This window comes from Vreelandella aquamarina (genome assembly GCF_020075495.1).
GTDB lineage: Bacteria > Pseudomonadota > Gammaproteobacteria > Pseudomonadales > Halomonadaceae > Vreelandella > Vreelandella aquamarina_A.
In genome coordinates, this window is the sequence record NZ_JABYQT010000001.1 from 122304 (window position 1) to 136927 (window position 14624).

The following is a 14624-nucleotide window of genomic DNA, read 5'->3' on the forward strand; positions in this document are numbered from 1 at the left end:
CCTTGGGGAGGTTTATGCTAGGGGACGATTAGTGGTGTCGGCGCAGCCCCTAGGCATACCGACTATATTTTTATAACAGTGCATTTCCACGGACAGAGGCAACCATGAGCGAACATCAAAACGTCTACCCGGTGCGCGATGCCATCGCCGCCAATGCCTGGGCCGATAAAGACAAGTACACGGCCATGTACCAGCAGTCCAAGGATGACCCTGAAGGTTTCTGGGCAGAGCAGTCCAAGCGCCTGGACTGGATCAAAGCGCCGACCAAGATCAAGAACACCTCTTTCAAACGCGACAATGTGGATATCCGCTGGTTCGAGGATGGCGTACTCAATGTCAGCGCCAACTGCCTGGATCGCCATCTGGAAAAGCGCGCCGATCAGACCGCCATCATCTGGGAAGGCGACAACCCGGACGATTCCAAGCATATTACCTATCGCGAACTGCATGCGCGCACCTGTCAGTTGGCCAACGCCCTGAAATCGCTGGGTATCGAGAAAGGCGATACCGTGACGCTGTACATGCCGATGATTCCCGAGGCCGCCATGGCCATGCTCGCCTGTGCGCGGATCGGCGCCGTGCACTCGGTAGTGTTTGGGGGGTTCTCGCCGGACGCGGTGGCCCAGCGCATCATCGGCGCCGACTCCAAGCTGGTCATTACCGCCGATGAGTCGGTGCGTGGCGGCAAGCAGGTGCCGCTCAAGGAGAACGTCGATTCCGCATTGACCCGCGATGGCACCGATGTCTGCAAGAACGTGCTGGTGGTGAAGCGTACCGGCGGTGATATCGACTGGGTCGAGGGCCGCGACCTCTGGTTCGATGAGCTGGTCGATCGCCAGCAGGGCGTATGCGACCCCGAGCCGATGGGCGCGGAAGACCCGCTGTTCATTCTCTACACCTCGGGCTCGACCGGCGCGCCAAAGGGGCTCAAGCACACCACCGGCGGCTACCTCACCTACGCCGCCATGACACACCAGTACGTGTTCGATTACCAGGAGGGCGAAATCTACTGGTGCAGTGCCGATGTCGGCTGGGTAACCGGACACAGCTACATCGTCTACGGGCCGCTTGCCAATGGTGCGACCACCCTGATGTTCGAAGGCGTGCCGAGCTACCCGACCCATGGCCGTCTGGGTGAAATCGTAGACAAGCACAAGGTCAATATCCTTTACACCGCTCCAACCGCCGTGCGCGCGCTGATGGCCCACGGCGACAGCGTGATGGACACAAGCTCGCGCGATAGCCTGCGCCTGCTCGGCTCGGTGGGTGAACCCATCAACCCGGAAGCCTGGGAGTGGTTCTATCGCGTGATCGGCAACGAGAAATGTCCGATCGTGGATACCTGGTGGCAGACCGAAACCGGCGGCATCATGATTGCCCCGCTGCCGGGTGCCACTGACCTCAAGCCGGGCTCAGCCACGCGGCCGTTCTTCGGCGTGCAGCCCGCGCTGGTGGATAACGAAGGCCACGAGATCGAGGGTGCAGCAGAAGGCAATCTGGTGATTCTCGACTCCTGGCCTGGTCAGGCGCGCTCGATCTGGGGTGACCACGAGCGTTTCGTGCAGACCTACTTCTCCACCTACGACGGCATGTACTTTACCGGTGACGGCTGCCGCCGCGACGAGGATGGCTACTACTGGATCACCGGCCGGGTGGACGATGTGCTCAACGTCTCCGGCCACCGCATGGGCACCGCCGAGATCGAGTCGTCGCTGGTCGCGCACTCTGCGGTCGCCGAAGCGGCAGTGGTGGGCTTCCCTCACGATATCAAGGGGCAGGGTATCTATATCTACGTCACCCTGAACGACGGTGTCGACCCGACTGATGAACTCAAGAAAGAGCTTTCGCTGTGGGTGCGCAAGGATATCGGCCCGATCGCCTCGCCGGATGTCATCCAGTGGGCGCCGGGGCTGCCGAAAACCCGCTCGGGCAAGATCATGCGGCGTATTCTGCGCAAGATTGCCGCCAATGAGTGTGACGGCCTGGGAGATACGAGTACACTGGCAGACCCCTCGGTGGTTGACGATTTGATTGAGCATCGCGCCAATCAGTAGTAGCTTGACACTCAGTGAGCTTAGCCTGGCTAAGCCATCTGATGTGATAAGCGCCAACCAGTCAGGGCGTAGATAGCAGCATACTGCGCTTGCGCGCTGTAGTGCCGGCCACGGGGCCGGCACTGTTGCGTTTGAACGGGTGACATAACGATAACCAATGTGCATGGGAGAGTTGGGCTTGAATCAGCCCATGGGGTACCATGTGACCGTATGAGCCTAGCGTCGCGGCGGCCGGTAATACCGCTGCACGAGGAACCGGAGGAGTATCCATGGCAGTAGCCCATAAGTTTATCGTCGCAGACGACCATCCGCTGTTTCGCGCAGCGCTCACCCAGGCGTTACGTCAGCTGGCCCCGCAGGCCGAGATAGTCGAAGCTGACACCATGGAGGCCACAACGGAGGTGGTCAATCGTCATCCCGATGCCGATCTGATCTTGCTGGATTTGCACATGCCGGGCGCACACGGCTTCTCCGGGCTGATTCAACTGCGCGGCCAGATGCCGGACATTCCGGTGGCCGTGGTATCAGGTAGCGACGAGCCCTACGTTGTTCGCCGGGCCATCGATTACGGCGCCTCGGGCTTCATCCCCAAATCCTCCTCGTTGCAGCTGATTGCCGAAGCGGTGGGCGAAATTCTTCAGGGCGAAGTCTGGCTGCCCGAAGCGCTGGCCAACGTGCTCGAAGAGACCAGCGAGGAAGAGTCGCGCTTTGCCGAGGCGATTGCCTCGTTGACGCCCCAGCAGTTTCGCGTGCTCAACATGCTCACCGAAGGGCTCTTGAACAAGCAGATCGCCTACGAGCTCAACGTCTCGGAGGCCACCATCAAGGCACACGTGACGGCCATCCTGCGCAAGCTTGGTGTTCATTCGCGCACCCAGGCGGTCATTGCAGCCCAGAAACTGGAAGTCGAGCCGCCCAAAGTCGAATCCTGATCACCCAGCACCATCTCAGAGAGCCTCGCTTATGGTTGCCATAAGCGAGGTTTTCTCTTGTCTTGGTGCGCTGCATTCAGCTCTTGGCTCGGCTGGCCTGCAGCGTGCGGGTCAATAGCGCCCGCAGCGCGGCGGGTTTGACCGGCTTGAGCAGCAGCTGGTAGCCCGTACGCTTGACCAGCTCGGCCACTTCCTCGGTACGGTCGGCGGTAATCACGATGCCCGGCACCGCGCCGATCACGCGTTCGCTGAGCGCTTCCAGCGCCATCAGGCCGGTGACTTCGTTGTCCAGGTGATAGTCGGCCAGAATCGCATCCGGGTCGCCGTCCATGTTGCGCAGAATCGACTTGGCTCCGCCGATACTGGTGGCGGTGAACACCTCGCAGCCCCAGCCGCTGAGCATGGCGGTCATGCCTTCGAGAATCAGCGTCTCGTTATCGATGCACACGATACGCGCTCCGGCGAGCTTGTTGCCGTTGCGCTTGCTGGCCGGCTCTTCGGTAGTGCTGATTTCCCTGGGCGCGACGATCGGCACGCTGACCGAGAACACCGTGCCCACGCCCTCCCAGGAGCGCACCTTGATAGGATGATCGAGCACCCGGCTCATGCGGTCGGCAATCGAGAGCCCAAGGCCCAGGCCCTTTTCGCTCTCCTTGTGCCTTGAAACCTGATCCAGGCGGCGGAACTCCTGAAAGATTTCCGTCAGCTTGGACTGCGGGATGCCGGGGCCGCTGTCCCATACTTCAATCACCAGCCGCTGGCCCTGGCGGCGACAGCCCAGCAGCACCCGGCCGTGCTGGGTGTAGCGAATGGCGTTGGACAAAAAGTTCTGCACGATCCGGCGCAGCATCTGCGGGTCGGAGTCGACCCACTGCCGGGTCGGCACTACCATGAAGTCCAGGCCGCGATTGTCGGCCATGGCCTCGAACTCGGCGCGCAGCGGGCGGAAGATATCTGCCAGCGCAAAGTGGCTGCGCCGGGGCGTAAGCGCACCGGCATCCAGCTTGGAGATATCCAGAAGCGTGCCCAGCAGCTCTTCGGCGGCCTGTAGCGAGTTGTCGATATGGCCGATGGTGCGCTGGGTGTCCGGGGCGGTAATGTTGTGCATCAGCGCCGAGGTGAAGAGTCTGGCAGCGTTGAGTGGCTGCAGCAGGTCATGACTTGCTGCGGCCAGAAAGCGGGTCTTGGAGGCATTGGCATCTTCGGCCAGCTGCTTGGCCTGGCGCAGCGCCTGTTCGGCCTCGGCGCGCACGCGGTTCTCCTGGCGCAGTGCGGCGTTGGCTTCAGAAAGCGCCTGGGTACGCTCGCGCACGCGCTCTTCGAGAGTTTCGTTGGTCTCTTTCAGGGCGATCTCTGCCCGGCGCCGCTCGGTAATATCCTGATAAAGCGCAAAGAAGCCCAGAATCGACTGACTATCGCCAAAGTGGGGGGTGTAGGTCACCAGCATGTAACGCATGACGTCGTTGACGCGCATGGCCACCTCGAAGCTGACCCGCTCGCCGGCAAGCGAGCGCTCGACCCAGGGCGCGCGCTCCTCGGTCTGCTTGAGCGACAGCACGTCCTCATAGCGGCGGCCAATGACCGCGTTGCGGTCGATACCAAACGCCTGCTCGTAGGCCCGGTTGGTGAACAGGTAACGGCACTCCTTATCGAAATAGGCGATCAGTGCGGGCACGTTGTCGGTGTAGATGCGGATATTGTTTTCCGAACGAATCAGCGCCTCCTCGATGCGCTTTTGCTGGGTAATATCCTGATAGGTATACACAAAGCCACCGCCGGGCATGGGGTTGCCCTGAACTTCCAGCACGCTGCCATCCTGGCGATAGCGCACGTAGCGGTGAGGGTGGCCATCACGAATGTTGTCCAGCAGCAACTGAACGTGCTCTTCCGGATCGCCGGGACCGTACTCGCCGTTGTGCGCGTTGTAGCGGAAGATGCGGTCGATCGGCGCACCCACCCGGATCAGGTGGTCGGGAAAGCGGAACAGCTCAAGATAGCGCTGGTTCCAGACCACCAGGCGCAGGTTCTGATCCACCACGCTGATGCCCTGGTTGATGTTCTCGATGGTAGCCTGCAGCAGCGCCCGGTTGAACTCCAGCACCTGAGAAGCTTCATCGACAATCGAGATGACGTCGGAAATACCGATTCCGCGGCCCTGAAGCGCCGAGTTCACCACGATGCGCGCCGATGAGGCGCCCAGTACCGACGCCAGAAAGCGCTCGGTAAACTGGATGACGTCGATCGACGCCCGCGTGCCGTTATCCAGCGGCTTGCCGATGCGGCGGGCGTAATCCTCGAAGGCCCGGTCGACCTGACCGGCCCCCAGAAAGCGTTCGCACAATACCTTGAGATCGCCCACCGTGGTGGCGCCTGTCCAGGGGCGGTTGACCGAGGTCTGGCGGGTTTCCACGCTGTCCACGAACAGCGAGGCCTGAATACGCTCCACCACGCGCTGGGAGGTTACCTGGGAAATGAAGATATAGCAGAACAGGTTGACCCCGAGCGAGAGCATCACTCCGTTGGTGAAGCTATCGCCCAGATGCAGGCCAAACAGCTCCGTAGGCGAGAGCCAGGTCACGCCCAGCGGCCCGCCGGCAAGCCACGCGGCAGGCAGGACGCCGGCGTTGATCATTGCTGGCATCAGCAGGCTGTAGGCCCAGATGGCAAAGCCCGCATTCATGCCCACGATCACGCCCAGCCGGTTGCCGCGTTTCCAGTAAAGACCGCCGATCAGCGCGGGCGCGAACTGTGCCGCCGCGGCAAAGGAGAGCATGCCGATAGAGGCCAGCGACGTGAATTCGGCAATCATCCGGTAGAAGCCATAGGCCATGGCCAGCACCACGGCGATGGTGATACGCCGTGCGCGCAGTACCAGGCGGCCGTAGTCGCGCGCCTTGGTATCGAACCAGCGCAGCCGGAACAGTGCCGGAATCACGATTTCGTTGGAGATCATGATCGAGACCGCCACGGCCGCGACAATCACCATGCCGGTAGCGGCGGAAAAGCCGCCAATGAAGGTCAGAAGCGTCAGCCACTGCTGGCCGGAGTGCATGGACAGCGCCAGCACGTAGGTGTCCGGCTCCACGCCACTTTCGGAAAAGAGCATCAGTCCGGCGGCAGCCAGAGGCACCACGAAAAAGGCAATGGCCAGCAGGTAGAGCGGGAACAGCCAGCGCGCCTTGGTGGCATCATCCGGGTGGATGTTCTCCACCACGGCCACATGAAACTGGCGGGGCAGGCACAGAATCGCCAGCATGGCGAGCAGTGTCTGGGCCCAGAAACTCTGGCCAAAATCCTGATTGGCGAGCTGGCGCTGAAGTTCAAGCTGGCTTTCGGCATGGCCCATCAGCTCCCCCAGGCCATCGAACATGCCCCAGGTCACGAACGCACCGAGTACCAGAAACGCCAGCAGCTTGACGATGGACTCGAACGCCACGGCATGTATCAGGCCTTCGTGGTGTTCGGTGGCGTCGGTGTGTCGGGTGCCGAACAGAATCGCAAACACCACCATGACGATTGCCACGTAAAAAGCGGTGTCGCCAAACAGCGGCGCCCCGGACGTATCGGTATCGGTCAGGACGCTGAAGGTGGTCGAAACGGCCTTGAGCTGCAGGGCGATATAAGGCAGCGTGCCGATCAGCGCCACCAGGCTTGCAAAGGCGGCAAGCGACTGGGTCTTGCCGTAGCGCGAGGCGATGAAGTCGGCAATCGACGTCACGTTCTGGTGCTTGGCCACACGAATCATCTTGGCCAGCACCGGCCAGAACAGCAGAAACGTCAGAATCGGGCCGACGAAAATGCTGGCAAACGACCACCCGGCGGTGGCGGCCTGGCCTACCGCGCCGTAAAAGGTCCACGAAGTGCAGTAGATGGCCAGCGCGAGGCTATAGATGATGGGGCGGCGGCGGCTGGCCCCATGGGTGCGTGCGCGGCGGTCGCCGTACCAGGCAATGCCGAACAGTACGGCGATATAGAGTAGAGATACCGCGACCAGCAGCCCACCGTGAAACATGCCTATTTCCCCAGCCAACGATTATTGGCGCCCGCCAAGGCGCGTGCAGGCCCCCATTCTAGGCGAAGAGCGGCATACGCGTCTCGCTCAAGCGGTGGAGAGTCCGCATACCGTGGTCAGCAGGGGCGAGGTGTCGCGCAGGCGGCGCAGCTCCCCGATTTCCGCCTCACCACCGATGCTGTCAAGCGGCACCAGCTCGCGGCTTGCGCAGTTCAGGACGTAAGGCTGCACGATGAGGATATCGGTATGGTGGCGCTCGAACTGGTACAGAAGAAATTCCACGACCGGCGTGCCATCGATTTCACGCGCCACGATATTGTCACTGTCCACCACGCTGAACCTGGTGGTCATGGGAAACGCGAAGGTCCAGGGGCGCCATAACGCGGTCGACGTATCGCTGGATATCACAATGGCCGTCTCGGGCAACTGTGCCTTCTTGTGCTCGAACCATGAATACTCTACCTGGATCTGGTAGCCCAGCATGCCCAGCCCGCCCAATACCGGGACGATCCACTTGGGCAGTCGTTTGCCGCTGAGCGTACGCAGCAGCAGGCCGATCCCGGCGCCGGCAAGCCCGGCAAACACGGCGGCAATCAGGTGCCATATCATAATTTTTCCTTCTGAAAGTCATCGGGCCTCCCAGAGGAGGCCCGATGGTCACTTTTGATCCCGACGCCAAACGCCAGGAATGATTATGGCTTAGTGGTCGATGGCTGCACCAGCACCTTTTGGATAGCGAACGCTTTCCACCAGATCGCGAATTTCCTGCGGCGGCTTGGCCGTGACGCTGGAGACCGCGAAGGCCACGATAAAGTTGATCATCGCACCCACGGCACCGAAGGAGAGCGGCGAAATTCCCAGGATCCAGTTATCCGGCGTGTTGGCCAGCGTGTTGGTGCCGGGAATGAAGAACCAGCCCAGGTAGGTGAAGATGTAAAGCAGCGTGCAGATCAGGCCCGACAGCATACCGGCAATCGCCCCCATGTTGTTCATGCGGGTCGAGAAGATACCCATCATGAGCGCCGGGAACAGCGAGGCACCGGCGATACCGAAGGCAAGTGCAACGGTCTGAGCGGCAAACCCGGGCGGGTTCAAGCCCAGGTACGTGGCCAGCAGAATAGCGCCCGCCATGGAGATACGCGCCGCCAGCATTTCGCCTTTCTCGGAAATCTTGGGATTGATCATGGTCTTGATCAAGTCGTGGCTGACCGCCGAGGAGATGGCAAGCAGCAGGCCCGCCGCGGTTGAAAGGGCAGCGGCGATACCGCCAGCGGCAATCAGGCCGATGACCCAGGCCGGCAGATTGGCGATTTCCGGGTTCGCCAGTACCAGGATGTCGTTGTTGACCGTCAGCTCGTTGCCTTCCCAGCCGCGATCCGTGTAGTCAGCCGTCTCGTTGTAGAACTGGATACGGCCGTCGTTGTTCAGGTCGTTGAAGGTGATCAGGCCGGTATCTTCCCAGGTGCGGAACCAGTCAGGACGATCTTCGTACAGGATGGGATTCTGAGTTGCCTCTTCGTAGTTTTCCACTTGCCCGGCCATTTCCGGATAGACCGTGGTCATCAGGTTAAGGCGTGCCATGGAGCCTACCGCCGGTGCGGTCAGGTAGAGCAGGGCGATGAACACCAGTGCCCAGCCCGCTGACCAGCGAGCGTCGGATACCTTGGGCACGGTGAAAAAGCGGATGATGACGTGAGGAAGACCAGCGGTACCCACCATCAAGGAGAGCGTGAACAGCACCATGTTGAGCTTGTTGTCGACGTCAGCGGTATAGTCCTGAAAGCCCAGTGCGCTGACTACATCATCGAGTTTCTGCAGCAAGGGAACGCCGGATTCGGTATGCGTACTGAACATGCCGAACATGGGGATCGGGTTGCCGGTGAGCTGAAAGGCGATGAAGACGGCAGGGATCGTGTAGGCCACGATCAGTACGATGTACTGGGCCACCTGCGTATAAGTGATCCCCTTCATGCCGCCGAACACCGCATACAGGAAGACGATCAGCGCGGCAAGCCAGATACCCCAGGTATTGCTGACCTCCAGAAAGCGCGAGAAGGCAACGCCGGCGCCGGTCATCTGGCCGATGACGTAAGTGACGGATGCAATGATCAGACACACGATGGCAACGAAGCGGGCAGTATTGCTGTAAAAGCGGTCGCCAATGAAGTCCGGTACGGTGAACTTGCCGAATTTACGCAGGTAAGGCGCCAGCAGCATCGCCAGAATAACGAAACCGCCGGTCCAGCCCATCAGGAAGGTGGAGTTGGCATAGCCGCCGGAGGCCAGCAGGCCCGCCATGGAAATGAACGAGGCCGCCGACATCCAGTCTGCGGCCGTGGCCATGCCGTTGGTAATCGGATGAACGCCGCCACCCGCCACGTAGAAGTCCTTGGTGGACCCTGCCCGCGCCCAGACCGCAATGCCGATATACAAGGCAAAGGAGGCGCCGACGAACAGAAGATTGATTGCAAACTGGCTCATACCGGCTTACTCCCCAAGGCCAAATTTTTGGTCGAGCTTGTTCATTCTCCAGGCGTAGAAGAAGATAAGCACGATGAAGGTAAGAATGGAGCCTTGCTGGGCGAACCAGAAGCCGAGGTCTGTTCCCCCGACAGAAATGTTCGCCAGAAGGGGGCGAAACAGGATCGCACACCCATATGAGACGAATGCCCATACCACCAGGCATCCGAAGATTAAGCGAACATTGGCTTTCCAGTATTCAGCAGCATTGGATTTGTCGTCTGCCATTGTGTTGCTCTCCACTTGTGTTTTTAGGGTTTGGAAAGTTCACCAGGAATAGCGTTTGGCGTATCAGGGTAATTGCGCGCCAAAAACCACTTAGTTTTAATTATCGGCTCTTGTCAGGTTTCCGTTTGCTTGAATGATCACTTTTAGCGTTAGGGAAAGTGCGGAAAGGCCCTGTGTGATTGCCCTGAATCATACCGTGTTAATACTGGACAATAACAGCTAAAAAATAATCCCAGACTTTGGTATCACGAATCGAGCAGGCGCAGGCCTTGATTTTAATCTGTCTGTAATGAAAGAGATTTTTTCCTGACGCTCGAATGAGGTAAGCCACTTGAACCATGGTCTAGGGTAGGGTTGAAAGATAATGTTTGCTACTTTGAAGAAAGCACGGAATATGCTTGTGTAAATGCGATAAGACACGACTTTCGTCGTTAGACCAAACGTCGTGTCGACGTTGGCAGTATATCCCAAAGTAGGGGTAATCAGATCGAATGACTGTTTCAGTTGCTCTTGCTTAATGGGCGTTTCGTTTCTGTTTTACCTTAACATGAGTTTAACCAGGTCTGGCCGGTTGCCTGCCATTGTCAGGCAGAACGTGTTTGCGTTTAACAACAAGCGACCTGCCGGACATTGAGGGCGTGCCCCATGGTTGATGTCGATCTGTCCCAATTGCCTTTTACGCTGCTGGATGATGAGGGGCGCGACCATGTTCGCCGCAGCCTGGATCTGGCCTACTTCGAACGCGATAGCGTCATTCTGGAAACGGGGGCGAACGGCGAGCATGTGTTTCTGGTGCATAAGGGTGACGTGGCGGAGATCGATCCCACGCTACCCGCCGCCAGCGCTCGTTTGGGGCACTATACGGCGGGGGATCTGTTCGGCGCCATCAGTATCTTGAATGGCAAGAGTCGCTACCGTTTCCAGGCCGAACAGGAGTGTCTTTGCTATCTCTTGCCCCGTGCGCTGTTTCTTCAGCTGTGCCGTCAGTATCCACCCTTCGAGCAGTTTTTCCGGCAGTCGCTGGCACACAAGGCGCGTTTGCTGACCGAAAAGCGTGCCGAGGGGGGCGTCACCATGGCGGGCTTCATGCTGGCAAGCGTGAGTGAATGCATGCGCGACCCGCTGCTGGTCGATGCCAAAAGCAGCATTGCCGACGCCGTCAGAACGCTTAACGACAGTCACGCCGACAGCCTGCTGGTCGAAACCCAGGGCACACTTGGCATGGTCACCAAGACCGACCTTCTTAACGGCCTGGTGATGGAAGGTTTCAGTCAACAAACGCCGGTCGACCGGCTTGCGCACTTCTCGCTGGTCACGGTGACGCCCACGCAATATCTCTTTGAAGCTCTGGTATTGATGACCCGGCACAAGGTGACGCGCGTGGTGGTCATGGAGCGCGCCGTCTTGAAAGGCGTGGTCGAACTCACAGACGTATTGAGCTACTTCTCCAGCCGAAGCTACGTGGTCAGCCTGCAGGTGGAACAGGCAACGGATCTGAATGCGCTGGCGGCGGCCAGCCAGCGTACGCCGGAGCTGGTCCGGGCACTGATGGCCCAGGGGGTCAAGCTGCGTTTCGCCATGGACCTGCTGGCCGCGCTCAACGGTCGCATCATGAACAAGGCCTGGGCATTTACCGTGAACGAGACGCACCACTTGCACAGTTGCCTCGTGGTCATGGGCAGCGAAGGGCGAGGTGAGCAGATCCTGAAGACCGATCAGGACAATGGATTGATTCTTGAAGATGACGCAGCGTGGCCCGATGTGGCAGGCGATATGCAGCGCCTGACGGATACGCTGATTCGGCTGGGCTACCCACCATGCCCGGGAAACATCATGGTCTCCAATCCCCAGTGGGTAGCAAGCGTCAGTCAGTGGAAAAAACGCATTGCCCAGTGGGCCGACGTGCGCGATGGCGACAGCCTCATGAAGCTTGCCATCCTGCTTGACGCCCATGCGGTAGCGGGCAACCCAAGGCTTGTGGAAAGCGTGCGCGAAGCGCTGTTCGAGCGCTGCGCCCGAGACGAGATACTGCTCTCCTACCTGGCCCGTACGGCGCTGCGCTTCTCTACACCGCTTACCCTGTTTGGCTCGCTCAAGAAGCCCCAGCACGGTATTGATATCAAGAAAGGCGGGATTTTTCCGATCGTGCATGGTGTACGCACCATGGCGCTTGAGCGGCGTATCGGCGAGACCTCGACGCTAGGTCGCCTGGAGGCGCTGGCCGATGACGGCCGCCTCGAGCGCCGTGTGGCCGATGACCTGGGCGAGGCACTTTCGCTATTTACCGAACTGCGCCTCAAGCAACAGTTGAGCAGTCAGGCGGTTGACGATGCGCACGCCAACCGCGTGGTCGTTCAGGAGCTCTCATCTCTCGAGCGGGATCTGCTGCGTGAATCGCTGCATATCGTGAAAGACTTCAAGCAGCACCTTTCCCACCGTTATCACCTAGAGTACTCATGAGCAGCATGCAGCAGATCGATAAATACGCAACGCTGGTCGGACGCTCGCTACGCATGCTGTTCAAGCGAGAGCGGGATCGGCGGCGCCATGCCCATTCGCCTTATGCCTGGCTGTTTCAACCCTACATGGGAGAGGAGCTGGTCGCCTTGGCCTGCCAGGTTACACCAGGGCCTGAGCCGGTGCTCAGTATCGCCGCGGTAGTGCTTAACCAGCAGCGCGTTCAGCTCAGTCAGGCATGGCAGGCGACCCTGGCTGACGGCGAGGCCACGTGTGACAAGACCGTGCGCCGTCATCAGGAGCTTTATGATACCCAGACCACGCTATGCTTCAGCGCCCATACCCTGAGAGGGCTGGCGGAGTTCATCGGTAACCGACCGCTGATCGGCTGGCAGCTGGAGCAGCAGCTGATAATGCTCGACAGCGCCTTCAGGGCTCATCTGGGGTTCGGGCTGCCCAATGCCCAGGTAGATGTGGCGAGGCTGCACCACCGGCAGCTGCGCCGTCGGCATCCGCTGGTCGAGACCTCTTGCCAGTTTTCAGAGGCGCTGACGTGCTGGCAGGTTCCTTCGGTTGCTGCCCGGGGATTGCTTGGCAAGGCAACCGCCAGCGCGCTTTTGTACATGCGCCTGCAGCGCGATATGGCCCAATCTGGTTAGTATCTGCCGCTTAACGGTCGCAAGCTTGCCAGTTGGGCGAAGGCGGGGAGTGTTGTTAGAATAGCCGCTGCTCCTTCTACCATTGGCAGTGCTTATACCATGCAACACATCGATCATTTTGACCCCGCCACGGCAACGGTTGCGCCCACGGCTGGCCATGACGGCCAGCGGGACACTGTTGATGCCAAACAAAAGCGTGAATTCAACAAGTTGCAAAAGCGACTGCGGCGTGAAGTGGGTAACGCCATTATCGACTATCAGATGATCAATGAAGGCGACCGGATCATGGTCTGCCTGTCCGGTGGTAAAGACAGCTATACGATGCTCGAGATTCTGCGCAACCTGCAGCGCAACGCCCCGGTGAACTTTTCCCTGGTGGCGGTCAACATGGATCAGAAGCAGCCCGGCTTTCCCGAACACGTGCTGCCGCGCTACCTGGACGGCCTCGGCGTGGAGTACCATATTCTCGAGCGTGATACCTACTCGGTCGTGAAGGAGAAGACTCCGGAAGGCAAGACTACCTGTGCACTGTGTTCACGGCTGCGCCGCGGGTCGCTCTACGGCTTTGCCGAAGAGATCGGCGCCAACAAGATCGCCCTTGGGCATCACCGTGAAGACATTCTGGAAACCATGTTTTTGAACATGTTCTTTGGCGGCACGCTCAAGGCAATGCCGCCCAAGCTGCTCTCCGACGATGGCAAGAATATCGTGATTCGTCCTCTGGCCTACTGCAAGGAGGCGGATATCGCCGAGTTCTCGCGGCTGATGGAGTTCCCGATCATCCCTTGTAACCTGTGCGGCTCGCAGCCCAACATGCAGCGCCAGATCGTCAAGGAGATGCTTGCCGAGTGGGACAAGAAATACCCGGGCCGCCTTGAAAGCATGTTCAAGGCGGTTACCAATGTCGCTCCTTCCCAGCTTGCCGACCGTGACCTGTTTGACTTTGCAGGGCTTGAAGCCAAGCAGGCCGAACTGATGAGCGGGCGTATTCAGGCGTTCAACGTGAGTTGATCGTCTGGTCATCCTCTTCACTCAGCGCCACCAGGCGCTGCATGTCGAGAATGTTGACCTCCCGGCCCGAGACGGCCACCACCTTCTGCTGCTGGAAGCGGCTCAGGATACGGCTGACCGTCTCGACGGCCAACCCCAGGTAGTTGCCGATGTCCGCCCGCGCCATGGAAAGCCGGAAGCTGTAGGGCGAGTAGCCGCGGCGCCGAAAGCGCTCTGACAGCGTGAGTAAAAAGCTTGCCAGCCGCTGGTCGGCGGTCTTGCGCGAAAGCAGGCGCATCATGCGCCGGTCATCGCGAAGCTCTTTACTCATGCTGCGGTAGAGCTGCCCGCGCAGCTCCGGCAGCTCTTCTGAAAGCGTATCCAGCCGGTCAAACGGAATCTCGCAGACGGTCGTGGTTTCAAGCGCGATGACACTGCCTGGATAGTGCTCTTCATCGATGCCGTCCAGGCCGACGAGCTCGCTTGGCAGGAAGAAGTTGGTCAACTGATCGTTGCCGTTACCTTCGCTGGTGATCTGCTTCAGGCTGCCCGAGCGCACCGCATATACGCTGGTGAAGCGGTCGCCCTGGCGAAACAGCGGCTCGCCCTTTTTCAGCGGCGCCCGGCGGCGGATGATGGCGTCGAACTGCCCCATGTCCTCCAGTTCCAGCGCCAGCGGCAGACACAGCGAACTCAAGCTGCAGGTCTGACAGCGGGCTTCCTGAAGAAGCGAGCGGCGTTGGCTTGCCGGTAGTGACATACATCTCTCCCT

At 59.8% G+C, this 14624-nt stretch carries 10 protein-coding genes; 5 read left to right on the forward strand and 5 right to left on the reverse strand.

Annotated elements, in window-relative coordinates; translation table 11 throughout:
- Nucleotides 1–104: 104 nt before the first annotated feature.
- Both acs and HW452_RS00605 read left to right on the forward strand, forming a co-directional pair.
- On the forward strand, nt 105–2054 hold the full coding sequence (gene acs, locus HW452_RS00600; protein WP_224104166.1) for an acetate--CoA ligase: 1950 nt from the start codon (nt 105–107) through the stop codon (nt 2052–2054).
- Between the two features lie 269 nt (nt 2055–2323).
- Nucleotides 2324–2986 (forward strand): LuxR C-terminal-related transcriptional regulator, encoded by a 663-nt coding sequence (locus tag HW452_RS00605; protein WP_016916171.1) that lies wholly within the window; start codon nt 2324–2326, stop codon nt 2984–2986.
- A gap of 76 nt (nt 2987–3062) precedes the next feature.
- Here the strand turns inward: HW452_RS00605 and HW452_RS00610 are convergent, their stop codons facing one another.
- The 4 genes from HW452_RS00610 to HW452_RS00625 form a co-directional block, all read right to left on the reverse strand.
- Entirely contained in the window at nt 3063–6998 is a 3936-nt protein-coding gene (locus tag HW452_RS00610) for a hybrid sensor histidine kinase/response regulator (RefSeq protein ID WP_224104167.1), read from the reverse strand.
- 87 nt (nt 6999–7085) lie between these two features.
- Nucleotides 7086–7607, reverse strand: coding sequence for a hypothetical protein (locus HW452_RS00615; RefSeq protein ID WP_224104168.1), 522 nt, complete (start codon nt 7605–7607; stop codon nt 7086–7088).
- Nucleotides 7608–7697: 90 nt separating this feature from the next.
- Nucleotides 7698–9479, reverse strand: coding sequence for a sodium:solute symporter family protein (locus tag HW452_RS00620; RefSeq protein WP_224104169.1), 1782 nt, complete (start codon nt 9477–9479; stop codon nt 7698–7700).
- A gap of 6 nt (nt 9480–9485) precedes the next feature.
- Complete coding sequence (locus tag HW452_RS00625) at nt 9486–9746, reverse strand: DUF4212 domain-containing protein (RefSeq protein ID WP_224104170.1); 261 nt, start codon at nt 9744–9746, stop codon at nt 9486–9488.
- Between the two features lie 645 nt (nt 9747–10391).
- Here HW452_RS00625 and HW452_RS00630 point away from each other — a divergent pair.
- From HW452_RS00630 to ttcA, 3 genes are all read left to right on the forward strand, one after another.
- Complete coding sequence (locus HW452_RS00630; protein ID WP_224104171.1) at nt 10392–12206, forward strand: DUF294 nucleotidyltransferase-like domain-containing protein; 1815 nt, start codon at nt 10392–10394, stop codon at nt 12204–12206.
- Entirely contained in the window at nt 12203–12862 is a 660-nt protein-coding gene (locus tag HW452_RS00635) for a DNA polymerase III subunit epsilon (RefSeq protein WP_317986298.1), read from the forward strand. The genes HW452_RS00630 and HW452_RS00635 overlap by 4 nt, the downstream gene beginning before the upstream one ends.
- A gap of 99 nt (nt 12863–12961) precedes the next feature.
- Nucleotides 12962–13873 carry a tRNA 2-thiocytidine(32) synthetase TtcA gene (ttcA, locus tag HW452_RS00640; RefSeq protein WP_224104172.1) on the forward strand — a complete coding sequence of 304 codons (912 nt, stop codon included), beginning with the start codon at nt 12962–12964 and terminating at the stop codon, nt 13871–13873.
- Here the strand turns inward: ttcA and fnr are convergent.
- Entirely contained in the window at nt 13860–14612 is a 753-nt protein-coding gene (fnr, locus tag HW452_RS00645) for a fumarate/nitrate reduction transcriptional regulator Fnr (RefSeq protein WP_224104173.1), read from the reverse strand. The genes ttcA and fnr overlap by 14 nt on opposite strands.
- Between the last annotated feature and the right edge of the window lie 12 nt (nt 14613–14624).

Bases quoted from the DNA above. Each gene is read 5' to 3' on its own strand.
- HW452_RS00635 (WP_317986298.1), top strand. From the start codon at position 12,203: ATGAGCAGCATGCAGCAGATCGATAAATACGCAACGCTGGTCGGACGC.
- acs (WP_224104166.1), top strand. From the start codon at position 105: ATGAGCGAACATCAAAACGTCTACCCGGTGCGCGATGCCATCGCCGCC.
- HW452_RS00615 (WP_224104168.1), bottom strand. From the start codon at position 7,607: ATGATATGGCACCTGATTGCCGCCGTGTTTGCCGGGCTTGCCGGCGCC.
- fnr (WP_224104173.1), bottom strand. From the start codon at position 14,612: ATGTCACTACCGGCAAGCCAACGCCGCTCGCTTCTTCAGGAAGCCCGC.
- HW452_RS00620 (WP_224104169.1), bottom strand. From the start codon at position 9,479: ATGAGCCAGTTTGCAATCAATCTTCTGTTCGTCGGCGCCTCCTTTGCC.
- HW452_RS00605 (WP_016916171.1), top strand. From the start codon at position 2,324: ATGGCAGTAGCCCATAAGTTTATCGTCGCAGACGACCATCCGCTGTTT.
- HW452_RS00630 (WP_224104171.1), top strand. From the start codon at position 10,392: ATGGTTGATGTCGATCTGTCCCAATTGCCTTTTACGCTGCTGGATGAT.
- HW452_RS00625 (WP_224104170.1), bottom strand. From the start codon at position 9,746: ATGGCAGACGACAAATCCAATGCTGCTGAATACTGGAAAGCCAATGTT.
- HW452_RS00610 (WP_224104167.1), bottom strand. From the start codon at position 6,998: ATGTTTCACGGTGGGCTGCTGGTCGCGGTATCTCTACTCTATATCGCC.
- ttcA (WP_224104172.1), top strand. From the start codon at position 12,962: ATGCAACACATCGATCATTTTGACCCCGCCACGGCAACGGTTGCGCCC.